Raw genomic sequence first — 23,462 nt, 5'->3', positions numbered from 1 at the left:
GGATCAGACGATCCGGTCCATGATGCCGCTTGAAATCTCTTCGATGTCGAAATCGGGATAGGTGAAGGTCGCGTTCGCAAAATCGAGGTCGAGGCCGTTTTCTTCGTCCCATGTCGCGGGCTGGACGATCCCGATTTCCAGCCCCGACCCGAATTCGGCCAGCGTCTCGTCCCAGCGTTCGGACCAGACCTCGCCATAGACGGCGACGCTGGCCGCGACCCGCCCGAACACGCCGACCCTGAAACTGGGCGCGGCGGACCCGCGCAGCGCCAAGTCGATGGACAGCCCCGCCAGCGGTGTCCAGTTCACATCAAGATCGGCGCCCGCATCCACGTTCAGCAGCACGGCGGCGGTGATGCCCACCTCTCCGGTCAGGTCAGCGATGGCCGCGCCAAGGCCAAGTCCGCCCGACAGCGCCAGTTCCAGCCCCGCCTCCATCCCGAAATTCAGATGGCTTTCGCCGTGGATGATCGCGCTGTCGGGATCGCCCAGCGTATAGGTCACATCGACGGATGTATCGTCGAGCGTGGCAGGCCCGATCGTGGCAAAGCCGCGCACCGACCCCGCGATGAAACCGAACACGCCGATCGACCCTACGACCGGAATGGTGACGCCGAAGATCGGGAATTCCAGCCGCGGAAAGCGGACAAGGTTACGGTCGTATTCGCGCGCCTCGAACAGGGTGATCGACGGGGGCAGGGCGATGCCGCCCGAAATCACGATCTCGTCCTCCGGTGTGTAGGCGATGCCCGCCGTGCCGGTCAGATAGGGGCCAAAGGCGATCGACACGCTGCCCGCCCCCCAGGCATCGAAGTCTTCGGTCGGCTCGGCGGTCGTGTCGAATTCGCCATCCGCGTTCAGCGGAAAATTGCCCGTAGCAAAGGAAAACGTGCCTGTCGCATTGCCCATCGCGACGGTGCCGTCGCCCCGGATCACGATCCCGCCGCGCGCATAGGTCGCCGTCAGCGCCCCCGTGACGCCCGGAAAGGCGAAAGCCGCCGTGCCGGTGCCGCCCAGGACCCATGCGCCGGTTTCGGGATCATAGGTCGCGTTGACGGTGACGGTGGCGTTCTGGATCATCGGAAATGCGGACGTGTCGAAATCCACCGTCCCGCCGATGGTTACGCCATCCGCCTCGGAATAGGCGATGGTGATCTCGGCGGGCTGGGTCTGGCCGGGCAGTTGTACCTCTGCCGTGCCGTCGAACGTCAGCCCACCGTCTTCGTCGATCCCCACGCTGATCCGACCGGAATTCAGGCCGGGGATCACACCTTCGCTGATCCCCAACTCGCCGCCGAAGGTCCAGGATTCATTCTCGTAACGCACGCGGATCGTTGCGGGATCGACGAAATCGAAGTCGAAGTCGAATTGCCCGTCGATCACCGTGCCCATGGCGGCGACGCGCCCGCGCCCGATCTGGGGCACCTCAAAGGCGGCGGACCCACCGAACAGCAGGCCCTCGTCGCCGTAAGCGACCGACAGGTTTGCCTCGGTCACGCGGAAGAACGCGAAATCCAGCCGGTCGGTGGGGATATCCACGTCGAGCTGGATGCCGTTCTCGGTCAAGCCAAGCGATGCCTCGAACCCTGTGAACAGCGGATGGGTCGAGGTCAGCGTCGCCCCGAATTCCATTGCCCAATCGTCGCTGAGGCCTGCGTCGTTGATGGTCAGCGGGCTTGCGCCTTTGACCTCGGCGCGGGCGGCCAACAGGGCAGGGCGCACCCCTTCCTTGTCGATGTAAGACCCATAGCCGTAGCGCGGATCATAGCGCAAAGGCAGCGTGATATCGGCGCCGACACGGACACGCTTGCCGCGGACCGTTTGCTTGGTCACGCGGTCGACGTAGGTGCCGACGCCCCCTTCGACCCGCCCGGTGATCCCGCCCATCTGGTCGGTCGGCGCGGCGTTCGCAGGATTGAAACCGGGGTTCACCGTCACCGCCGAAATGGTGAAGTTCTTGATGAACCTTTCGTTTCCCACAATCGGGCTGCCACGCCATTTCGCATTCGCCGGATCGCTGAGATCCACAGGCCTGTAGAACGTCCCCGCTTGGCTGAGAAACCACAGCACCGTTGATGGTCTGCCATTTGGTCCGGCAACAAGCCCCAGATCGGTCAATTCCGCCAGCGTCAGCGCCGTGACAAGGTTGCGGTTGTTATAGCGGAAATGCTTGGCCTCCTTGACCTGATCGACCGTCCAGTAATCGACGCTGCCGCCAAGGTTGTCGCCTGCGGTCACCTGCCGGAACACCAGGGCCTGACTGCGCGGCGTGCGCGCGAATTGCAGCGTGTTGCGCGCGGCATTCGCACCGACAAAGAAATTGTCCGCCCGCGCGCGGCGGTAAAGCTCGTTGATGTTTTCCAGCACGCTATTGCGGATCGTGGACCCGGCGGACCGGTTCACCGACCCGTCCAGCATCCAGATATTGGCGATGACGTCCTGTCCGCCCAACTGGTGTTCGACGTAGTGATCGGCATCAAAGAACTTCGGCTCGCCAGCCTTGTTCCATGTCGGGATCAGGAATTCCTGCCGTCCGAGCAGGTCGTCCTTGGTGCCGGACACGATCTGGTCTGTGGCCCTTATCTTGAGATAGTAAAACGGGTTGGGATCGGTGGCTGATGCGGGGTTGGCCGCCAGCGTATCGATGTAATCCGTGATCGCCGTCTTGTTGGCGTTGATCTCTTCCATCCAGATCGCGCGCTGGCGCGTTTCGCGGTTCTCGCCGCGGGTGGTGTAGGAAAACGGCGTTGCAAGCCGCGTGGTCGTGATCCCGTCCTGCGCGGTCTTGCCTTTGATCTTGCCGTTGATCGTGGGCAGTTTCAGTTCCGGCATCGTGTAGATGTTTTGCGCAAGATCAAGGATATAGCCGCTGTTCGCGGCGCGACCGGTCCAGACATCGCTGGCCACGGTCGCGCCCGGATCGTCGCGCTGGATCACCAGCGCGCCGTCGCTGCCGCGCTGTGCCTGCAAGGCATGGGTCACCTCATGCGCCAGTATCCGTTCCGACTGGGGATCGCCGGGCGCAAAGGTGCCCGAGGCCAGAAAGATCGTCTGCCCCACGGTGAAGGCATGGGTGTCGACCGCCGCCGCGATTTCATCGGACACGGCATTGTCCACCAGCCGCACACCGTCAAGATTGGCGTGGAAATGCCGTTCCAGCCGCCCGCGCACATCCCCCGGCAAAGCCGCCCCGCCGCGGTCAAGTTCGCGCGTCAGCTTCGCCGCCAGGTCCGGCCCAAGCGGGCTGCGCTGGCCGGATGCGCCCAGCGGGGTCGGCTGAAAATCAACGGGCTGCTGGCCGAAATGGGTGGCGGCGCGCTGTGCTTCGGTTTCATACTGGCTGCGGCGCGGCGCGATATAGACCGGATGGCGCGACTGGCGCAGGGCGGCATCGGCGGTCTGTGGTATGGCCGCCTCTGCGGTTTGCTGCGGTTTGCTGGCCAGCCGCCTTTCCATCGGATCAGGTCCTGGGTCCGAATTTCAGACGCACCTCTTGGCTGGTCTCCACCATGCGCCCCGCCGCGGGTTGTTGGCGCACGACCTGCCAGTTACGGCGTCGCGCCTCGGCGGCGTCGAAGGTGACGGCCGTGATGCCGATCTGCTTGAGAGCCTTTTGGGCCTGCGTTGCGGTCAGCCCGTGCAGATCGGGCATCGCGCGCGCCCCGCGGTCCGTGTCAGGGCTTGCGATCTCCAGCGTGATCGGATCGCCATGCGTGATTGTCGTGCCGGCCTTGGGCGATTGGCCGACGACCGTGCCTGCGGGCTTGTCCGTGCTGACGGTTGTGACCTTCATCGTGTCGGCATAGCGCGGGATCAGCGCATCGCGGGCCTGCTTTTCCGTCAGTCCGACAAGATTGGGCAGACGCAGGTCATCCTGTGGCCCGGTCGAGACATGAATCGTGACGTCGACCTGCCCGGTCAAGGCCGAACCGGCTGCCGGATCTTGTGCAAAGACCGACCCCTTGGCCACAGCGTCGGGGCCCGTCAGGGTCGTGATCTTGAAATCGCCCTGCCGTCCAAGCACTGCTTGGGCATTTCTGCGCGTCAGGCCGCGAAGGTCGGGCATTTTCGGGCTGTCGTCGGATTTTTGCGCGACGATCAGCCTGACCTCGGTGCCGGGGGCAACGGCCTTGCCCGCAGCGGGGTCTTGATCGATGACGATACCCGGTGTCTTGCCCTTTGCGCTATAGCTGATCGCTACCTTGTCGACGATGGCGGGCACCAGCCGTTGGCGCGCGGACTCCTCTGTCTGACCGGTCACGTCGGGCATCATGCGTTGGGCCTGACCCACGCAAAGCAAGATCCGCACATCCGCCCCGATCGGTGTATTGGCGGCGGGGTCTTGCCGGACAACAAGTCCCGCGTTGTCTGGGTCATCGACATAATCCAGCCCCAGCTCGGCAAAAGGAAGCTCGACAAGCAGCTTGCGGGCCGCATCGGTGGTCTTTCCGATCAGGTCGGGCATTTTGGTGTCAGGGACAGGTCCGCGCGACAGGGTCAGCATGATGGAGGTATCCGCCGCCAACGTGTCGCCAGCGGCAGGGTCTTGCGCGATCACGCGGCCTTTGTCGGCGGGATCATGCATCTCCTTGAAGCGCAGGGCGAACCGCCCGATCTTTGCGATCTGGGCCTCGGCATCTTGTGCCGGTTTCCCCAACACGTCTGGCATCTTGCGCAGGTTGCTGTCGCCGCCTGGCCGGTCAGGCACAAGGTCGCCGCAGCGGTCGATCAGGAAATTGCGTTCGATCATCGTGCCTTCGCGCAAGGCCAATGGTGCGCCGTCCTGCAACAAAAGGCGGTCCGCGCGGTCGCGGATTTCCAGCGTGACGCTTTTGTCGGTGCATCGTGTGTCCAGAATGTATTGCCCGCCTGCCGCGACCGTCGTTCGTGCCAGCGCCGCGCCGCCCGGCTTGATGGCGATTACGCTCAGTTCCGCTTCGGCGCCACCCGCCACGATACCCCAGATGCGGCAGGTATCGGCAGGCAACGGGCGGACGAATTCCTGGACTGCGGCGAAGGTTGCCGCCATTGCAGGGGCCTGCACTTTCACGATGTCCTCGCGCAGCGCCACATCGTGCCGCGCGAGTGCCGCGCCGTAGCCTGGCCTGCTGGCAAACCCGGACCACGCCCGCGCCGCGTCATTCGCCGACAAGGCCAAAGCGCGTTTTCGTCCATCAAGGGCCTCGGTTGTGGTCAATGCCTCCTCGACTTGTGCAAGGCGGTCCCTGAGCATCTGTTCATTGATTGACGTCTCTAACTTGCTGGACATGGTTCACCTCGATGTCAGGGGGTCAGGTTGCCGTCGCCGCCGTCCATGGCAGAGGCTATGGCGACGGTCAGTATCTGCTGGCTTGCGTGGTTCAGCAGCGTGGTATTGCCGAGACCGATGGTTATTGCAGCCGCATAGACGCCGTCACTGGGGCGTGTGTCGATCCGGTTGGCGTAGCATTGCGTCGAGTAATATCCAGCGCCCAGCAGATGCACCGCGCCGGACGTGTCCAGATTCACGCTTTTCATCGCATTGTCCGACACCTGGATGTCATAGGGCGAGATGATGGCCGTGCAGGCGGGGCGGTTTTCCTCGGGGACGAAGTTTTCGTGGTGCGTGTGGTTGTCGTTGAATTGGATCACCTCGAAATGGCGGTCATAGGACAGGCGGTAGATGGCTTTGGCCAATTGCCGCAGGATGATCGTGGAAAAGGCATAGTCCGAGATGAAGGTTTCGACCGCCTTGAGGATCGCGATGATATAGGTGAGCACTTCAAGGTACGGCACGTCCGTGTTCACCACGTTGATATTCGACCCCAGACGCGCCCGCAGCGGATTGACGCGGTTGCCAAGCGAGGTCAGGTGGTTGTCGGTGACCTGCATGGAGCCGGCTCCGCGGATATCCAGCGACATGCCGAAATTGACGACCACGGCGTTGTTCTGGATCAGCAGTGCTGTGCCGCGCGGCAGTTGAATGGTTTCTGCGGTGGTTGCGACCTCTTCTGCATAGCCCAGACGGTTGTCATAGCGGCCCGACAGTTTTTCGCGGACCTCCCGCATGCCCATCTTGTCGCGCTCGCGCAGCGGCAGGTTGGACGGGTCACCGTATTCAGGGCGGCATTGATCGACAATGATCCCGCCCGATATGCCCGATATGTTCAGGTTTTCGCTGCGTTCGATCCGCCCGATCGCGCGCAGGACATTATTATGGATGTGACCGTTGACCACCTCTCGCAGGTAGATGCCGACGCTTGGGGTGCGCACATCAAGACCGATCCGTTCGATCAGGTTGCCTGAAATGCGCGCGCCTGCGACGTAATCCAGCGCGATACCGCCGAAACCGATTTCCTGAATCTCGGCGGGCCGCAGGGTGGTGGCAACTGCGACGCGGCAGCAATCGCTGATGTGATTGCGATCAATGACCAGTCCGGCCACGTGCAATGTCCCAAAGGCCGGACGGGTCGAGATGTTCCACGCGGGCGTCGCGATGCCAGAGCCGCCCATATCGCTGATCCGGTTGTCGACGATATGGATATCCACCACGTCGCCGCCGACGAAATAGCTTTCCCAGTCAGGCTCGTCATCCTGCGGTTCGGTCTGCGGCACGGTAGGGTCTATGCCAAGGCAGCCTTGAATGGCGACGGTCGCAACCTCGATTGCGTTCTCCTCCAGGACAAGCACCGCGTCCCGCACGATGTCCTTGATCGCCTCGCCCGCCGCCTCCGTGCCCGCCGCGCGGACCAAATCCTCGGCTGTCATGCGCGAGGACCGCCCGTTGGCACGCCAGACGGCGGTGTCGCCAGAGGCCTTGCGCATCGTCCCGGCCGCGCCGCGCAGATCATCCGCCTTGCCATAGGGCAGGTCAACCGCTTTGAGTTTTGTGACATGGCCCAGCGTCAGGCCATGCCCGATGCCGCCTGAAATGACATTGTTTTCGATCCAGATGCCCAGACTGTCCGACGCCACCTGCAACCCGCCCAACGATTGCAGCGACAGATCGCCGGGTGCGCACAAAAATTCGCAATCGCGAATTTCCAGATCGCCGCCGCCGACAACCGCAAGCGGACGCAAGGCGGCAAAGTCCGCAGGCGGGATGATCGCAGGCTCTGTTTCGGCCAGAAAACGGCAGGCGCGGATGCGCAGGACCTCGTTCTCGAACAGGGCGATGGCCGATCCGCGCCCGCGCGTGGTGACCCCGTCAAGTGTCAGACCACGATTGCGCGCGCCGCCGATCGCAAGGCTGGTGTCGTCGAGGATCAGCATGTCCTTGAGCGTGACCGCGACGCAATCCTCGATCTGGAACGCCGGGTCATCAGTGCCGCTGGACAGGACCATGCTGCGCCGCCCGCAGCCGGTGATCGTGACGTTTTCGCGGCCGAGCAAACGCGCCCCGCCGGGGTGCCGCCCCGGCAACAGGCAGATACGGCCACCCTCATGCGGCAAGGCGTCGATCGCTTGCTGGATCGTGTCGAAATCACCAAAGCTCGTCAGCCCGTCGCCGACCTTGAAGGTGCAACAATCGCGCTGCTTCCACAAAGGACGCACGCGCTGTCGGCAATCATGCACATGGCCGACGACCGTGCCGCCCACGACGCTCCAGTGGATCAGCGCCAGCAGATCGGCGGACCTGTGCGGGCCATCGGGGGGCTTGCCGCCGGGGTCAAGCATCCGTTTGGGGTAAACCGTGTCATTGGCATTCACCCGCAGGCTGAAGGTCCAATGATCGCCCGGATTGCCAGCGGCTGTGAAATTCAGGACGAGGCCGGTTTCGGCCAGCCGCACGGCAGCGCCGGTCGCGGTCCCGCTGTCCATCGCTGTCGCCGCAGGTTCCCAGAAGCGCAGGAACAGGTAGGGATCATCCCCGTCCGCGACCCGCTCGTTATACCAGCCCATCAGGTCCGCCGTGATCGGCGTATCGAGCGTCAGTGTTTCGTCCTCCGGCGCATAGCCGGTACGGATCGCGTGAAACTGGCCCAGCGGCCGGGCGGTTTTCTCGCCGTTGGGCAGGACCATGTCCCATGCGCACAGCTCGACGATCTGCCCCGCGACGGGAAACAGCCCGTTTTCCGCAAAGGGAGTAACGAGCCGCAGCGTCGTCGCATCCGTGATCGTCGCGCGATAAAGGCCCTCGCCGTTACGATAGCCCCAGACGAAACGGTCGGGGGCGGTCAGCATGACCTTGATCGTGTGGTTCAGACGGCCGAAATACCCCAGCGCCATGTCGGGCGCACAGGGATTGTCGGGGGCTGGCACCGCACCGAAGGTGATCTGCAATCGTCCCTCTGACACGATGCGTGGCGATGGCGGCGTGACGCTGCCGTTCGGGGCTGCCAGCAGGTCCATCATCGCCCGTCGTGCCAAGGCGCATTGCGCATCGACATCGCGGATCGCACGGACCTTGGCCGACATGATCCCGCGCGTGGCGGGGTCGCTGCGGATCGCGACCTCGTCAAGTTCGCTGTCTTCGGTCACGCGCACAGGCACGGCGGTCGCATCCAGCACGACCGCATCATAAAGCGCATCGCCCGGCGCTGCCTGCACCTCGGCCAGTGTGGGCACCCGCAGCCGCAGATGCGGATCAAGCGCTGCCGCCTGTGCTGCGGGCTGGTCGGAAAAGCGATAGCTTGCGGGGTTCGTCAGGATCTGCCCGTCCAGCCCGTAATGGCCGGGTGCCAGTGTGAAATCGACATAGGTTTGGCCCGACAGGGCGAAACTCCCCAGATCGCCGACTTTCCAGCCGTCATCCGGGCTGCCCGCAGGTGCGATCCACTGCGCATGCAATGCCTCGGTGCGGGCGCGCTCCGCATCGAAACCGGCGTTCAGGTCGGCATCGGTGATCGCGCTGCCGCCTTCGAAATAGACGCGGTCATAGCCTTGGCGCGCGTCGTGATCTCTTGTTATCCGGCCTTTCATCGTGGCTCTCCCGTGTCTTCGTAAATCTGGATGTTTTGCCCGACTGGCAGGAACCTCGCGGCAAAGCGCGCCAGATCGGCACGCCGCTGGTTCCACGCGCGGGCATGGCCCACGCCCATCTCGGTGCCGTATTCGCCGCCGGTGGTGCATGCGGCGTCGGCAAGATCGGACAGGGCCGCGAAATAAGGATCACCAAAGCTGCGCGACTGGAAAGTGGTGCGCGGCAAGCGGCCCGCGAAGGTCTTGCATTCGAACCGGCGCGGCAGGGCCGACGGCGCTATGCCCGTGACATCCGTGTAATCCGCGACCGCTGAAAACCGCAGGCAGGATTGCTGGCGGTTCGTCACGTAAAGCGGGCCGTCAAAGATCGTGTTGGTGGCATGAATCAGGTTCGCATGGACCGCGCCGAAGACCGTGCTGTTGTCGATGAACACCCGGCTGAGATCGGTGCTGAGCGCGGGCACGTCTTCGGTGATGGAACAGATGATCGACTCCGCGATGCGGATCACGCCTGCATTCAGCAGCGACGGATCATTCCGCGTTTCGATCAACGGTCCGATGATCGACCTTTCGATCCGCAGCGATCTGATCGCGCCTTCGATCTCGGTCGTGATTGCGGGGATCGGGCGTGCGATCAGCGGGTCAAGCCGGGCCTGCTGACCGCCGGGGTCGATACTGACGTGGCGCAGCGTGACGCTGTCGAACGTGCCGTCGAGGATCAGCCGCGCGGGCGGGACCGGGAAGGGATCCTCGGGGTTCACCAGCGCAGTCGTCAGCGCCGCTTCGGCCATGATCCCCAGCCAGATACCGTCGATGATCAGATTGTTGGGCTGCCCCTCGGTGCCGAAGATCGTGAAATCCAGCCCGCCTGCCGGACCGCGCGAGACAAGGTAAGGCCTGGTCTGGTCCGCCGCTTCCAGCCGCAGATCGCCTGCGACATTATGGCTACGCATGACGGGGTCCCATTGCCAGACATGGCGGCGGTTATCGGCCAGAATGGCCGTGCCGCTGGCGGGCACGGTCACAGATACCTCGCTGTTGGCGTCGATCACGGGCGGGCCTGCGGGCACCCCGCTGCCGCGCGGGAACGGCCCCGCGCCGACACGGTGGAGCGTGCCGATATGATGATAGCGGGGGTGGAACCTTTGCGGTGGCGGGCCGACGGGGTCCAGTGCGGCAGGAAACTGCACCCGCCCTGTGGTCACATCCACCAGCAGCGCTGCCTGATCGGGCCAGCGTGCGGGCGGCATCCAGCCAGCGAGGTTCGCCGCGACCAACTGGTAGGGATGCAGCGCGCGCGCATCCGCAAAAGGGCCTATATCGAGCAGCAGGTCATCGGCAATCTGGCGCAGCTTGGGTGCTGCGGGCTGCACCATCTCGCGCAACAGATCCCCCCAGAATATCCCGAAATCCGCCACGCTCAGCCGGTCGCGGACGATCCGTCGGAAATCCGTGTCGCTGGCAAACGTGATCCCTGACCACGGCCCAAGCGCTGTCGTCAGATCGGGGTCGTCGATTGCGGCCAGTCCCGCCTCGGTGATCATGAAGCCCGCGTCGTTGAACCGCGCGCAGCGCATCGGTGTCGGAAATTCCTCTGGCCCGCGTGGCCAATCGCCCAGCCGGTGATCGAAACTGCCCGCATGGAAAAGCGCGATATCGCGGCCGGACGGATCAAGCGTCAACTGCGTGGTGTCCAGCCAGAACGGGCTGGCCATGTCGATCCGGTAGGTTTCGACGGGAAACACGTTCAGATGGATCGTCGCATAGTCAAAGGACGCAGCCTTGCCCTGCCGCGGCCCGAAATCGGGCAGGCGCGCCCATTCGTCAAAGGCGGGCAGTGCGGCATCGTCGGTGCGCAGCCCCGTCAGGTGCGGCAGACCCGCGACCCAGCCCCCAGACAAGGGCGCGCGCCGCCCGTATCCCATATCCAGCGGATGCGGCGGACGGGCCAGCCAACGCTCGATCTCGCGGACATAGCCGTCGGTGCCAAGAATATCGCCGATCAGTTGGTCCAGCAGATACCGCGTCGTCTTGCGCCGGTTGTATTGCATCATGTTCGCGACACTGGTGCGATTGGCGCGCGCGTTCTGCGCGCTGAGCGGGGTCGCGCCCACCAGATCGCCAAGGTAATCCACCGCCCAATCATCGGCCAGGTCGATCGAGGACGCGGTCCAGACCCGGTCGATGTCGCGCCGCATGACAGCCGCGACATCAGCGATGGTGCGCACCAGCAGATCAAGGCTGCCGTCGCCGTGATCGTCGGTCCAGTAGGTTTCGGGAATCCACGCCTTCAGCTTGTGAAAGAAGTAATCCTCGAAACCGTCGCGGGGCAGGGGCGTGGTCATCGCAGCACCTCGATGTTCAGGGTCGCGCGCAGATAATGGCCTGAGGCTATGGCGAAAGCGGGGGCAGTTTCACTGCCATCCAGCGCCAGCCGCTCGATGCGCAAAACGCCCGGGATGGCGTCCAGCGGACGCAAAAGATCAGCGCGGCTGTAGCCGTGCCCGATCCTGATGCGGCGCAAGGCCAGCTGCCCGCGATAGGGATCGAAATAATGTCGGTCGATGGCGCGGCGGACATCCTCTGCCACGGCATCGGGCGCGATCCGCACGGTCAGGTCGATGGTGCCGTCCTGCGGGATGGCCTCGCGCACATCGACAAGGCTTGCTTCGGGGGCGCGCGCGGTCAGATAGGCGCGCAGGCTGGCGGCAAGCGGTGCATCCAGCCCGCCGTCGAAGATCACGGTCGTTTCCACTGCCCATTGCTTGCGCGCGCGCGTCCAATGGACACGGGTATCGGCCGCCAATGCGCCGAAATTGCGTGCATTTACATTGTAATCCTGCGCAGACACGCAGCGGTCATTGGCGATGATGCGGGCCGGCAGCACGTCGCGCAGGTCTTCGGCCGTATCGCCCGCCAGCCCGCCAAGCGCGGAGAACGGGTTGAACACCTTGGCCACACCGGCAATGCGCCCTGCGGGCGTGTTGATTGTGCGGGGGGCGGGGTTTTCGCCGGTTGTGCCGTGGCGATAGCGTGCGACGACGTTCTTCTGCCCGGCCTTGGGCGCGCCGCCAAGGATGATTGTCGCCTGTCCGTCCGCCTCGACCTTGAGGGTGTAGACCCGGGCGTCGTCCGTCACGCCAAGCAGGTGCGCGGCATAGGTCCACGGGACATTGTTGACGAAAAGCTCGATCGCCGGGGTGGGGTCGGTATCGGAGCGCCGCAACCAGGTCAGCGGCTTTTGCGCCAGCCGGAAATGCTGGAACCTGCGGCCCGTGGTATTGCCGAGCGTTTCGATCACGGTCTTGCCCTGATCCACATCGATGAAATTGCCATAAACCGTCACTGGCGCCTTGAGGAGGGTCGACGCATCCTCCACCTCGCTCAAGACAAGGCTGGCCTGCTGATTGTGCGGATGAACCTCCAGCCGCGCCGTGACCCCCACCGCCTTGTCCTGCGCATCGACGACCACGAAAGGCCCCATATGCTCGGGGCTGTCGCCAAGGTATTTTTCGACCAGCGCGATGCGCCCGCCGAAATCCGCAAGGCCCGCCTGCGCAAGCGGGGCCCCGATCAACCTTGCGCCGCGCAGCGGGCGGGCAAAGACGCGATATTGGTCCGCGGCAGGCAGGGGGGTGGCGATCTCCAGCCAAGTATACGTGGCAAAGACAGGCCTTTCGCCGCCCACCAACTCCTTGTTCACGACATGAACTCTTGCGACCTGCGACAGGGTCACAGACCCGGTGTCATCGTTCGCCACGACGATCTGCTGTCCTGCGTGATACTGCGGCTGCACACCCGCGATCTGCAGGAACATGTTCCCCGCCGAAAGCCTGCTTGGCGTGGCCGAGGCTACAGCGATCCCGTCGCTGTCGCTGCGCGTGGCGGTCTGGTCGCTTGCAAAACCGAAGACCGACAGGTCGGCCACGGCGATGCCTGCGAAATCGTCCAGACCGTCGTCAAGGATCAGCTCTGCATAGGTTTCGCCCGACGGAAATTTGTCGTTTCTGATCTCGCGCAGCATGGTGGCCTTGGCGGTGCCGTCTGCGGCGACAAAGACCACAGGCTCATCGACGCGCAGGTTGCGCAATCCGTTGCCGACGGCGATGAAGGCGGGGTCGAACACTGTTCCGCGCGGCATGATCGCGGTCAGTTTGCTGCGCGCGGGGTCGATGGCGGCCTCGCCCACCGTCTCGAACGGCAAGGCACCGTGCGTGTCGCCGCCTTCTGACGTGATCCCGAGCGCAGGCCCGATGACGAAAGGCGCCTTGGCATCCGCGACCGCAACCAGACGCGCCGTCGCCGCAAGGTTCGGGCGCGGCGCATAGCCTGTCAGCTTGGCCAACTGGCGCAAGGACGCGTCCTGTCGCGCGGTCAGCAGATGCTGTTCGCGCATCCACGCATCATTGTAGAACGACAGATTGTCCCAGAGGTAAGCCACCCAATCCAGCACCATCATGCCGATGTCGCTGCCTTGGCCCGATTGCCAATGCGCAAAGCTGCTGCGGCGTGACATCGCCTCAAATACCGTGACCCGGTGTTCCGCAAAAATGCCCGGGATCGGGCGGCCGAAGGCATCGAGCCCGCTGGAAAACCGGGGCGGGCAAAGGCAATCGCGGTCGGTTGGGTGCGGGCTCATGACGCGGCCTCCGCGGGGATGGCGGTGTCGAACACCTCGATCCGGCCAAGGTCGGGGCGGGTCGCGTCATGCCGCAGGATCGGGATCTGGTCAGCGGCGGACAAAAGCGCGGTTTGGGTGAAGGGAGTGAAATCGGCCTCTCCGCGCCAACGGTACCGGATCGCGCGGATCGCGGTCACGCCGGGCTGCGCGGCGATGCGGCTTTCCAGATCGGCGCGGAACAGGGCGCTTCCAAAGCTGAGGTTGTTGGGATGGAACAGCGCATCGGGGCTATCGCCCGCAAGATCCGCGATCAGCGCCTCGACGATATGGCCAAAGGGTACACGCGGGTCGTGGCAGATCGCGATGCGCAGGTCGATGGGCCGCAAGGCCGCGTCGGTCAGATAGGCGGGCCGGCCCACAAGACGGATTTCCTCGATGAAGGATTGCACCTCGGCGCGCAGTGGGGGCGACAATCCGATATGGTCGCGCGGATCGACGGCGATGAAATTCGCAGCCCAGCAACCCGTCCAATGTGCGGTTGCAATGGTTGCGTCGATGTCGTCGCGCGCGCTGATCAGCTCTTGAAAATCGGCGTTGCGCACCGCGCGCAGTTTCTGCGCCTTATGGAAATGTGGCACCGTCAGCTTGGCCAGGGCGATGTTCTCGGCAGGGCGGGCGTCCGCAAACCGAAACGGGTTCCAGCAGGACATGATCTGCGCGGGCATGACGGGCGCATCCAGACAGCGCGCGGCGCTGGCCGACGTCTCATCGACATGGGCTGCCAGAAAAAGCCGGTTCGCGGGCAGGTTCGCGGCACTGGCCCATGCCGTACGGTAGCGCACCTCGAACAGGCTGCCGCGCGCGGGCAGGATACCGAAAGCCCCGGTGCCGAAACGCAGACAAAAGCCCGGATCACCGATATAATCGCGGTGCGTCTTGCGGGTGCCGTTTTCCACATAGGACAGGATGGGCCCCCAGTGGCCAGGCTCCACCGTCGCGGCCTCGTCGGTCGGGGTCTGCGTCAGCATATCGGTCACGACGGACCACGGCGCCAGCGCTGTGCCGTCCATCGCGATCCGCGCCAGCGACACATGCGGCTGATGGACGGGGTCCCAGGCAGTCGCCGTATCCGCCAACGACCATGCCAGCCCGTCGGCCACGGTCATCGTCAGCGGAAAACGGTACAGAACGGGGCGCCCCGCATCATTCAGCGGTTTGGGGCCTTCCCGCTCGATTGCGGTCGGTATGTCTTCGGAAAGCGCCCCGATCGAGAACCTTTCGCACCATGTCTGCCCCGACATGACCGGCACCAGATTGGCGCTGACATAGCACTCTCTCAGCGCCAGATCGAAGGCCAGCGCATCGGCGGCGCGCCAGTGCAGGCGGGTGGTGGCCACGCCGAGCAAGGCATCCGTTTCCGCGACAGGGTCCTGATCCAGCGTCACAAGGAACCGGCGCAGCGGGTCGGATTGCGATATGGGGCGGGTTTCGATCACCACCTGCGACCCCGCGCCGATCCCCGGATGCACCAGCCCGCGCCCGCGCACCGACAGGCTGCGCGCGCCCTTGCGGGCAAAGGCGCAGGTCGGGTCGGGAACATGGGCGGGAATGTCGGTCCAATGGGCATTGGTCAGCCACGTCCGCGCCGCGTTGATCGCATCAAGGTTGTCACCGATCTCGAACGTGATCACGGCCCCCGCATCGCCATAGCCGTACAGTCGGGTGCCTGCCGTTACCGGCACATCCCAATCGGTCACATCGGCGATGGCGAAATCCTCTGCCGCAATGGCGGGCGGCTGGCGGTCGCCGTCGTAATGGCGCAGCACGACAAGGCCCGTGGCCGGGCGTTCGGGGGCCAGCCGATAGCCCAGAATGCGCGTCAGTTGTTCGAACGACCGGCGGTCCTGCAAGTGGTCGAATTGCGTTTCAAGCGCGTAGCGGTCCTGAATATAGGCGAATTCATCGCCAAGGGCCGCGATCACCTCTTTGAGCATCACCGCCTGATCGGCGGGCATGTCCATGTCCCAGCGCGGATAGCGCAGCATTGAAAAGGCGCTGAACACCTGATTGAAGGTGCCGAAGTCGCGGGCGAGGTAATCGACCGGAAAATCCACCAGATCGCGCGGTTCGGCTTCGCCGTAACAGGCGCAGTCGAACACGGTGGGGCAGCTTTGCTTGAACGAAAACCGCGCCGTCCGGCTGAACGGGTCAAGCCGTTGCCCGGCGAGATCGGTCAGCGTCAGTTCTTGCTCCTCGAAGCTTGCGCCGCTGTCAAAGGTGATGGCCAGCACCTCGCGCGTGCGGCCCTGGCTGTCGGTATGGGCAGCGAAATCCTGCGCGAGCACCAGACCTTCCGCGCGGGTCTGCACGCCGACGCAGCGGATGCCGATGTCGGCAGCGGGCAGCGCCGCGTCAAGTCCTGTCGGGTCCAGCACGAAATAGACAAAGACCTGCGCATGATCGGCCTCATTCACCGCGACAAAGTCGATGCCGGTTTGCAGGTCGGGGTCCTGCTCGGCCAGAAGGATGCCGCGCCCACCGGACATCATGGCCCCACCTCGGCCAGCGTCTTGACCTGCGCGCCGGTGGCAAGGATCGTATAGACGACCGTTACCTCCAGCCGCGTCAGCGCGACCTGCCGTGTCGTCACGGAATCCACCCCGATCACCTTGTCGAGCCATTTCGCCAGCGCGCGCGACACCTGCGCCTCGACCAGCGATGTCAGTTCATCGTTGAGCGGGGCGAACAGCAATTGCGACAGGGGCGTGCCAAAGTCGGGCCGGTTGATCCTCTGGCCCTGGGCGGTCATCAGCACCTGCAGGACAAGGCCGCGCACATAATCCTCGTAGGTTTCGGATTTGGCATAGCGGCCACGGTCGCTGTCGAACCGCAGCGGATAGGCCAGCGCGTCGAAATGGTCAGACCTTGACAGTGACATGGCTGTTCCCCGGATTGATCTGCAATGGCCCCGATGATCCTGGCACGGCCGTATAGCCGACCCCGATCGAGCCTGCGTTGACGACACCGATCCCGCCCGCCGTGACCCGCGTGCCGGTCATCGTCCATGTGCCCGTCACCGTCATCACAGGCGAGGAGCCCGGAAAAAGCGGCACGTCGGTCTGCACCGACAACGGCAGGTTGCCCGAAGTGACGCGCAGGTTCGTCGGCACGAAACTGGCCGCGCGGCCTTGTGCGCTGTCGCTGATGTCGGTGGCATTGGTCAGCGTGGCATTGGACATGACCTAGACCACCTTCAATGCGGCGTTCTTGACATCAAAAGCCGTGCCGTCCAGCACTACCTTGCTGCCCGCCGCATCATGCGTGATGCTGTCACCGCGCAGCGTGATCTCGCCGCCCTTGATGGTGATGGACCCGCCGTTCTTGATCGTGATTTCAACAAGATCCTCGGCGTCCTTGATGTTGATGCGTAAGGACTGCGTCTCGAAATGCACGCGCCCCACGTCATAATCCTGCGCGTTCAATTCGCCCTCGCGCCAGAAGAACCCGCAATAGACCATCCGGTCGATCCGCCCCGACAGGAATTCCACCCAGACGCCTGTGCCTGCGGGAGGCATCGCGAAAAAGCCGATTCCGTCGCCCGCATAGGGCACGCAGGCTTCGGCCCAATTGCCCTCGGCATCGGTCAGCCCGTCGACCTTGATGCGCAGACGTCCGCGTTTCTTGGGGTCGTCGTTGTCGGTGACGTCGCCGCGGTACTTGCCGTAAAGCTGGCCTGTGCTGGGGCGCACCATTTCGTCGATCGTGGGGCCGCGGCGGGGGATATTGGTCATGCCGGCGCTCCTTCCAGCAGGGTTTCGGTGGTGTCGGCGGCGGGCAGATCGCCGTCGCTTTCCAGAACAAGGTCCATGAAATGGTCGTCGATGCGGATGACATGCACGGCTTCGCTGATGCGGAACTGGATCTCGGCCAGCGCGGGTGCGACGCCTTCCAGCACCGCAAGGTCGTGCGGGCGGCAGATGGTCCTGATCCGGCGCAGCGTCGTGGACAGCTTGACCCGCCTGTCGAACCCGCGTGCGGTTTCAAGCGCAAGGTTGACGGCCTCATCCTCGGGGGTGGCCCGCACCACGCGCGGTACGAAGAACACGACAGGTGCGTCAGGATCGCCCGCTTCGGCAAAGGGGTTGGCCCCTGTGTCGGGGATCTGCCCGCCAAGGCCGGTATTGGGCTGTGCGGTTTCCATCACGGCAACCTCTTGGCCGTCGCTCATCACCTCAAATTTCATCACATTTGGGCAGGCGCGACCGGTGACATGGACCTTGAAGGTGATCGGCCCCGCTGTCGCGTCGCCGCCCGGCAAGGGCAGGGGCGGCGGTCCGGCACCCAACGCCGGCCCGCCGATCTTGGCAACAAGATAGGGGGATTGCCCCCAATGGACCGTAGGGGTGATCGTCACGTTGGGCGGGCGCGGGTCCAGCGCATCAAGCGCGCCGCCAAAGGCATCCTCGGCGACGGTGGCGTAGCTGACCCAGAAATTGAACCCGACCGCCACCGCCTGATCGCGCAGGAAATCAAGGTTGTTGCCGTTCTGCGCCAGAGGATTTTCGTCGGCGTCCAGCGTGTTGTTCTCGGGCGCATCGACCTCGCAATCGGGAAAGTCGAGCCGGATCAGCTGCGTCATCACATCGCTGACATGGCCCGACCATGACCCGGTGAAACTGCGGCCCGCCATGACGGCGCGGATATCGACACCTTTGTACAGGATCGTGGACCCGATCCCGCCTTGGGTTTCATGGGTTTCGATTTCCGTGACCTTGCCTTGAAACAACACGGTCCAGTCGTCGTCGCGGTCGGGGCGGACCAGCACCGCGACCTTGCGACCGACATCCAGCAGGCGGCGGTCGGTGTCGCTGCGCCGGTCGGGGATATCATGCATCAGGATGCTGAAACTCGTCAGGTCATTGAGCTTGTGTTCGCTGCGCACCTCCATCACGCAGGCGCGCTGGGCATCCGTCCAAGGGGTGCCTTCCGCGCCGCTGACGATCTTGATGGTGCTCAGCATGATCAGCTTTCGTCCAGAGGGATACGGATGCGGTATTGGAACAGCACGGCATCGGGCAGGATGCGCGCGTTATGCGCGGTCAGCAGCCAGAACGCCTCGGGGTCCTTGAGGTAATGCCACGCCAGATGGTCAAGCCGCTGCCCTTCCTTGGAAAGATGCGTGCCGCGGTTGCGGCGCAGCGGAATCTGCGGCGGCAGGACCGCCAGCACGGTTTCGCCGCGCCTGTCCTGCGTCTGGTAAATTTCGGCGTAGCGGGCGTAACGGCTCGTCTTGGCGAAGGTGGCCATGGGTCAGGTCCTAGATCGGGGCGACAAGCCGCCATAGCGGCGAGATGTCGGCGGCGGAAACAAGCGCGCTCAGGTCTTGCTGGACGCGGGTATATTCATAGGCGGCAATGGCGATTTCGGCGGCAGGGGAATTGGCACAGCGGAACTGGTCGGGGGTCATCACTTTCATCGACAGCGTGACGGTGGCGCGCACCGGATAGTAAAGCTGGTCGTGCTGGTGTTCGGTGATCGAGAAACTTTCGATCTGCACCGGCAGAATGATCCGCGCGCCCAGCCACAGGATCACCGGCGCAATCTCGGGCGGGGTATAATCCTGTTCGATATTCAAAAGATCCGACACCGAGGCCACCAGATCGCCCAAAAGCCCTTTGGACGGTTCGATCATCTTGCGCAGGGCGGACAGGCGCGCCTCGACGCTCAGGAAATTGATTGGGATCGCGGAATTTTTGGCGGCATAGGGGTCAAGCACGATCTTGAACCCGGTAAACGACTGCGGCACCGTGATCGGCTGCACACCGGCGCCGGGGGCGGGCACGTCGTTTTCGGTATCGACCTTCCATGGCGTGAAACTGCGGGTCAGCTCGGTCGGGTTGATGTCGAATTGCACGATATTGGGGATGGCATTGGCGATGCCGGTGATCCCCGCACCGGGAAAAAGCTGGATCAGCGCGCCTTGGACGGTTTTTCCGGGGGGTTCCGACAGGCTCATCTGCCATCCTCCTGCGTGCGACCTGTGCCAAAGCTCTCGAGTTGCTGCAATTCGCGCCGTGCGGGCAGGCGGCCGTTGGCGCGGGCCTCGGCCAAGGCGGCGCTGCGCAGGCCTGGGACGGTCACACGCGGCCCGCCCTGCGGCGCCAGCGCCACGGCGTTCAGAACGACCGCCTTGATCCGCGATCCGGTAAAGGCGAAACTTTCGGCCAGCAGCAGCGAAAACGCGATCACCTGACTGGATGGTCCGAACGGCTGCAACGCGAGCTGCCACAGGGCGCGGCGTTCGGCGGCTTCGGGAAGCTGGAAATCGAACACCTTGCGGATGCGGCGGTGCATTGCCTCGTCGATGTCCATCGGGCGGTTGCTGGCAAAAAGCGCCACACCGTCGAAGCGCGTTTCGATCAGTTGCAGAAAATAGGCGGTGTCGTGGTTGTAGGACCGCGCGATTTCATTGCGGGTTTCGGTGCGCTTGCCCACGATCGCGTCGAATTCGTCGATGAACAGCATCGCCCCCGACCCGTTGGCCGCATCGAACAGGGCGCGCATGTTCTCGGCGGTCTCGCCGATGTATTTGCTGGTCAGGCTGGCGGCATCGACACGGTAAAGCGGCATCCCCGCTTCGGCGGCCAGCACCCGCGCGGTCAGGGTCTTGCCGGTGCCGGGCGGCCCTTGCAGCAGGGCGGTCAGGGCGCGTTCCTGCGCATAGACGCGGGCGACCTCGGCGTCCTGCCACAGATCGGCATGGGCGCGGATTTCGGCAACAAAACCGCGCAGCGCGGTTTTCAGCCCCGGTTCCAGAACAAGATCGTTGAAACCCATGTGGGTGGGGAGGGCGACCGCCCAATCCTGCAGCGCCTCGGTCTTGCGTGCGATCTGGGCGGCTTGCGGTTGTGGCGTGGTCAGCGGGTCCAGCGCGATGATGCGCGTGCTATGGGGCGGCGTGATGCGGACCCCCTTTTGCCTGACCCCGATCTGCACCTGTGCGCCAGGCACCAGCACCGGATCAAGGCAATCCTGCGCGGCTTTTGCCCAGAACAGGCCTGCGCCCTGCACATGGGCAAAGCGGTGGATTTTCAGGATGTCGAGATCGCTGAGCGGCGTGGCGCTGTCCCGGACGCACCAGATCGCAAGACCGGTCTGCGCGGTGATCGCGGCCATCGTCGTGGCAATGTCGCCGCCGTCGCCCGGTGCGACCAGACAGATCACCGGCACATGCTGCGCGACAGCCGCAAGGAACGGCGCGAAGGCGGCTGTATCGCCGTCCCGTTGGGCGGGCTCGGGCCGCGACAGGCGCTTGATGAGGCGCGGCTCGAGCCCCGGCTTTCCCGCCAGCCATTCCAACACGGCCAGGTCAAGCTCCAGCGCGACAGGCTGGCCCGGCCCCATGTCGCGCGCATGGACCAGTTGCCACAGGTTCAGCGGGCTGTCGCTGGCATAGATCGGTGCGGGACCGTGATCGAACAGGCGACGCACAAGATATTCGGTGACATAGGCAAAGCCTGATTGTTCCGCGAAACGATGGTAAAGCGCAGGGTCGGTATGGCAGGCGATCAGGCAGTGCAGCAGGTCGCGTTCCGCCGCGCCCAGCCGGAACATCCGCGCGAGCCGGTCAAACCGGGCAAGGTCATGCGCCAGCGCGGCGTCGTTTTCCTGGCCAAGTGCCGCCTTGACCCGTGCGGTGATCGCGTTCAGGTCTGCATGGAAATCCGACGTGAACTTGTTCATCACGCGCCCCCCATCCAGAACGGCTGGCTGACCGCGTCCCGCACCCAAAGCTGGACAAAGGCAAGCGCCGTTTCATCGGCGGCGGCGTCGAGGATGACATCCACACCCAGCGCGTCCGCGATCGCGCATTGTCCCGCAGCCAGGCCGTCAGGCGCGTCAGCCACCTGATAAACGGTGCCTCCGATGGCCAGCCGGATAAAGCTGCCGTGGTCGATCTCCGGCGCCAGCGCGGTCAGGTCATAGCCGCCGTCAAGGCTGATACGATACCGGCGCCCCGCGACCGGCGCGATGTCCGCGATATGCGGATGCAGGGTGATCGAGACCGGGTTAGAGGGCATTTCGACCGGATGCAGGTTGCCGTCACGCGTCATGTATTCGGTCTTGAAAAGCCTGATCTGCGCCGGTCCGGGGGAGAGCGCCAGCGCCGTCGGTACGCCTCCGACTGGCCGACGGATATTGTCGGCCCATGTGATCGTCACGCTGTCACGATCACCGACGATCGCCCAGCCAAGCAACTGATTATCGGCAAAATCGACACGAAACCGTTCCTGTCCTGCGGCGACCGGCAGGGTCAGTTCGACACCAGCGCCTGGATCTATCCCGCGACCTTGCAGCACGATCTGCCGATCCGGCGCATCAGCGCCGATGAACATTTCGGCGGGATTGCGCGGGAAAGACCGTTCCACAAGGCCCGCGCTTGTCGGCACGCGGGCGGTGATGCGGCTTTGCATGAACGTGATGCGCGGGCCCATGCTGGGCACGACCAGTTCGCCAATCGACAGGATCGGACCAGAAAAGGATAGCGGCGTCTCCGGCTTCAGCCTGACGTTTTTCACCTTGAAATACAGGCTGGGGCGGATCGCGCCGCCCTCATATCCGGCCCAGATATTCAGCGCTTCGCCGTCTGTCTTGGTCAGTACCTCCAGCTCGAAAGCATTGGCGTCATCGGCCAGAGCCGCATCCAGGACGGCGACCCCGCCGATCATCAGCTCATCGTTGACCGTGCTGCGGTCGATGAGCGTCGCAAGCGCATGACCCAGCAGGTCCTGCTCGGCCAGATGTGCGCTTTGCGCTGCGTTGTGATGCGCCGTCAGGTGATAATAAAGCGTCAGCGGTTTTGAAAAGCTCATCGGCATCGGCGGGTCGATGGCGGGATTTTCGTGGATGGTCTGTTTGCCTTCAGGGTGAAAATGAAACAGGAAAATGTTGACCAGATGCGCCTGCGGGGCTACGTCCAGCGGCGACAGCGCGCTGGTGTTGACGACGTAGGCGTTCGCCAGCCGCGATTCGATGTTCAGCTTGAACAAGGCTTGCAGGCTGGCCGTGACTGATGACAGGCTGAAAACGCTCATCCCGCATGCCCCCCGCTGTTCCAGACAGAGGCAAAACGGATTGGCCCGATGCGGGATGCGTCCTGCGCGCTTTGCGGTGCCGGGCGCGGTGGCGGGGCAATGCGGGTTTCATGATGGTGGTGGATTTCGCGCACGACCTCGCGCGTGACTTCGCGGATCGTTTCGGTTTCTGCGGGAGGCGGCAACTGCGATCCGTCGGGTTCGAAATCGGCGGGCGTGATAACCGGCGCGACAGGGTGCGGTGTCGGGCCGTGCAACCCCGCCAACGTGCGCGCGAGATGCGTCTCGAGTGCGGCCAATGCGGTGGTCATATCGTCTTGCGGGGGATCGGCAGTGTCTTTGTCCGGCCGTTGCGGCGAGGTCGGGTCATCTGGCGCCGGATCGGCCACGGCCACGATCCGTGACGGATGGTCATGGTGGTGCAGATGGGTTTCCGTGTGGTGCAGATGCGTCTCGTGCAGATCCTGCTGGTGGATGACCTGCACGGCCAGGTTTGTCGCGTCAGGCACATCAAGCGGGGTCGCCTCTGTGCCGGCGGTGTCGGGTTCGCTGACCTCGGCGGGCGTGATCGTGGCTGGGGATGTGGCCAGGCTTGGCGCGGCTGGCAGGACCCGGTCGTCAGGCTGGGGCACCGGCGCTGCGACCAACGATGGCTGCACCGGGGGCGGGTTCTGTTCCGGGATGGCGGTGACCTTGGGTGCTATCTGCGCGGGCGCGGGGGCGAGGGTGCCGTCGGGTGTCAGGTCCGGCGGTGCGGCGACTTCGGCCATCCAGGGCATCTGGGCTGGCGGCGTGTCGGCTGCGGGCCCGTAGCTCTGGATCAGTTTGTCGAAATACCCGCTCAT

At 64.3% G+C, this 23,462-nt stretch carries 15 protein-coding genes; all 15 read right to left on the bottom strand.

Annotated elements, in window-relative coordinates; genetic code table 11:
- Positions 1-3 precede the first annotated feature (3 nt).
- Genes H147_RS0108895 through H147_RS0108825 form a run of 15 tightly spaced genes read right to left on the bottom strand, consistent with a single transcriptional unit; the run spans position 4 to position 23,462 of the window.
- Positions 4-3,456, bottom strand: a complete 3,453-nt coding sequence (locus H147_RS0108895) for an eCIS core domain-containing protein (RefSeq protein ID WP_019955008.1) — start codon at positions 3,454-3,456, stop codon at positions 4-6.
- Positions 3,457-3,460: 4 nt separating this feature from the next.
- Complete coding sequence (locus tag H147_RS0108890) at positions 3,461-5,233, bottom strand: PASTA domain-containing protein (protein ID WP_019955007.1); 1,773 nt, start codon at positions 5,231-5,233, stop codon at positions 3,461-3,463.
- Between the two features lie 50 nt (positions 5,234-5,283).
- Complete coding sequence (locus H147_RS0108885) at positions 5,284-8,901, bottom strand: right-handed parallel beta-helix repeat-containing protein (protein WP_019955006.1); 3,618 nt, start codon at positions 8,899-8,901, stop codon at positions 5,284-5,286.
- Positions 8,898-11,246 carry a hypothetical protein gene (locus H147_RS0108880; RefSeq protein WP_019955005.1) on the bottom strand — a complete coding sequence of 783 codons (2,349 nt, stop codon included), beginning with the start codon at positions 11,244-11,246 and terminating at the stop codon, positions 8,898-8,900. The genes H147_RS0108885 and H147_RS0108880 overlap by 4 nt, the downstream gene beginning before the upstream one ends.
- Complete coding sequence (locus H147_RS0108875) at positions 11,243-13,540, bottom strand: baseplate J/gp47 family protein (RefSeq protein ID WP_019955004.1); 2,298 nt, start codon at positions 13,538-13,540, stop codon at positions 11,243-11,245. The genes H147_RS0108880 and H147_RS0108875 overlap by 4 nt, the downstream gene beginning before the upstream one ends.
- Positions 13,537-16,071, bottom strand: coding sequence for a baseplate J/gp47 family protein (locus tag H147_RS0108870; RefSeq protein ID WP_019955003.1), 2,535 nt, complete (start codon positions 16,069-16,071; stop codon positions 13,537-13,539). The genes H147_RS0108875 and H147_RS0108870 overlap by 4 nt, the downstream gene beginning before the upstream one ends.
- A complete protein-coding gene (locus H147_RS19550; RefSeq protein WP_019955002.1) occupies positions 16,068-16,460 on the bottom strand; it encodes a GPW/gp25 family protein in 393 nt (130 codons plus the stop codon). Before H147_RS19550 ends, H147_RS0108870 begins: the two co-directional genes overlap by 4 nt.
- Positions 16,441-16,761: a hypothetical protein gene (locus H147_RS0108860; RefSeq protein ID WP_019955001.1), complete on the bottom strand. Its 321-nt coding sequence runs from the start codon at positions 16,759-16,761 to the stop codon at positions 16,441-16,443. The genes H147_RS19550 and H147_RS0108860 overlap by 20 nt, the downstream gene beginning before the upstream one ends.
- Before the next feature lie 3 nt (positions 16,762-16,764).
- Positions 16,765-17,313, bottom strand: a complete 549-nt coding sequence (locus tag H147_RS20325; RefSeq protein WP_019955000.1) for a phage baseplate assembly protein V — start codon at positions 17,311-17,313, stop codon at positions 16,765-16,767.
- Positions 17,310-18,542, bottom strand: a complete 1,233-nt coding sequence (locus H147_RS0108850) for a hypothetical protein (RefSeq protein WP_019954999.1) — start codon at positions 18,540-18,542, stop codon at positions 17,310-17,312. Before H147_RS0108850 ends, H147_RS20325 begins: the two co-directional genes overlap by 4 nt.
- A 2-nt stretch (positions 18,543-18,544) precedes the next feature.
- Positions 18,545-18,829, bottom strand: coding sequence for a hypothetical protein (locus tag H147_RS19540; RefSeq protein WP_019954998.1), 285 nt, complete (start codon positions 18,827-18,829; stop codon positions 18,545-18,547).
- Positions 18,830-18,839: 10 nt separating this feature from the next.
- A complete protein-coding gene (locus tag H147_RS0108840) occupies positions 18,840-19,538 on the bottom strand; it encodes a hypothetical protein (protein ID WP_019954997.1) in 699 nt (232 codons plus the stop codon).
- Positions 19,535-21,265, bottom strand: coding sequence for an ATP-binding protein (locus H147_RS0108835; RefSeq protein ID WP_019954996.1), 1,731 nt, complete (start codon positions 21,263-21,265; stop codon positions 19,535-19,537). Before H147_RS0108835 ends, H147_RS0108840 begins: the two co-directional genes overlap by 4 nt.
- Positions 21,265-22,617, bottom strand: a complete 1,353-nt coding sequence (locus tag H147_RS0108830) for a Pvc16 family protein (RefSeq protein ID WP_019954995.1) — start codon at positions 22,615-22,617, stop codon at positions 21,265-21,267. The genes H147_RS0108835 and H147_RS0108830 overlap by 1 nt, the downstream gene beginning before the upstream one ends.
- Positions 22,614-23,462, bottom strand: a complete 849-nt coding sequence (locus H147_RS0108825; protein ID WP_019954994.1) for a hypothetical protein — start codon at positions 23,460-23,462, stop codon at positions 22,614-22,616. Before H147_RS0108825 ends, H147_RS0108830 begins: the two co-directional genes overlap by 4 nt.

Source organism: Yoonia vestfoldensis DSM 16212, assembly GCF_000382265.1.
Classification (GTDB): Bacteria; Pseudomonadota; Alphaproteobacteria; order Rhodobacterales; family Rhodobacteraceae; genus Yoonia; species Yoonia vestfoldensis.
The sequence above is the reverse complement of the archived record's forward strand: the minus strand, read 5'-3'. Positions and strand labels throughout refer to the sequence as shown.

Coding starts and splice junctions, on each gene's coding strand:
- H147_RS0108895 (WP_019955008.1), bottom strand. CDS start 3,456: ATGGAAAGGCGGCTGGCCAGCAAACCGCAGCAAACCGCAGAGGCGGCC.
- H147_RS0108890 (WP_019955007.1), bottom strand. CDS start 5,233: ATGCTCAGGGACCGCCTTGCACAAGTCGAGGAGGCATTGACCACAACC.
- H147_RS0108885 (WP_019955006.1), bottom strand. CDS start 8,901: ATGAAAGGCCGGATAACAAGAGATCACGACGCGCGCCAAGGCTATGAC.
- H147_RS0108880 (WP_019955005.1), bottom strand. CDS start 11,246: ATGACCACGCCCCTGCCCCGCGACGGTTTCGAGGATTACTTCTTTCAC.
- H147_RS0108875 (WP_019955004.1), bottom strand. CDS start 13,540: ATGAGCCCGCACCCAACCGACCGCGATTGCCTTTGCCCGCCCCGGTTT.
- H147_RS0108870 (WP_019955003.1), bottom strand. CDS start 16,071: ATGATGTCCGGTGGGCGCGGCATCCTTCTGGCCGAGCAGGACCCCGAC.
- H147_RS19550 (WP_019955002.1), bottom strand. CDS start 16,460: ATGTCACTGTCAAGGTCTGACCATTTCGACGCGCTGGCCTATCCGCTG.
- H147_RS0108860 (WP_019955001.1), bottom strand. CDS start 16,761: ATGTCCAATGCCACGCTGACCAATGCCACCGACATCAGCGACAGCGCA.
- H147_RS20325 (WP_019955000.1), bottom strand. CDS start 17,313: ATGACCAATATCCCCCGCCGCGGCCCCACGATCGACGAAATGGTGCGC.
- H147_RS0108850 (WP_019954999.1), bottom strand. CDS start 18,542: ATGCTGAGCACCATCAAGATCGTCAGCGGCGCGGAAGGCACCCCTTGG.
- H147_RS19540 (WP_019954998.1), bottom strand. CDS start 18,829: ATGGCCACCTTCGCCAAGACGAGCCGTTACGCCCGCTACGCCGAAATT.
- H147_RS0108840 (WP_019954997.1), bottom strand. CDS start 19,538: ATGAGCCTGTCGGAACCCCCCGGAAAAACCGTCCAAGGCGCGCTGATC.
- H147_RS0108835 (WP_019954996.1), bottom strand. CDS start 21,265: ATGAACAAGTTCACGTCGGATTTCCATGCAGACCTGAACGCGATCACC.
- H147_RS0108830 (WP_019954995.1), bottom strand. CDS start 22,617: ATGAGCGTTTTCAGCCTGTCATCAGTCACGGCCAGCCTGCAAGCCTTG.
- H147_RS0108825 (WP_019954994.1), bottom strand. CDS start 23,462: ATGAGCGGGTATTTCGACAAACTGATCCAGAGCTACGGGCCCGCAGCC.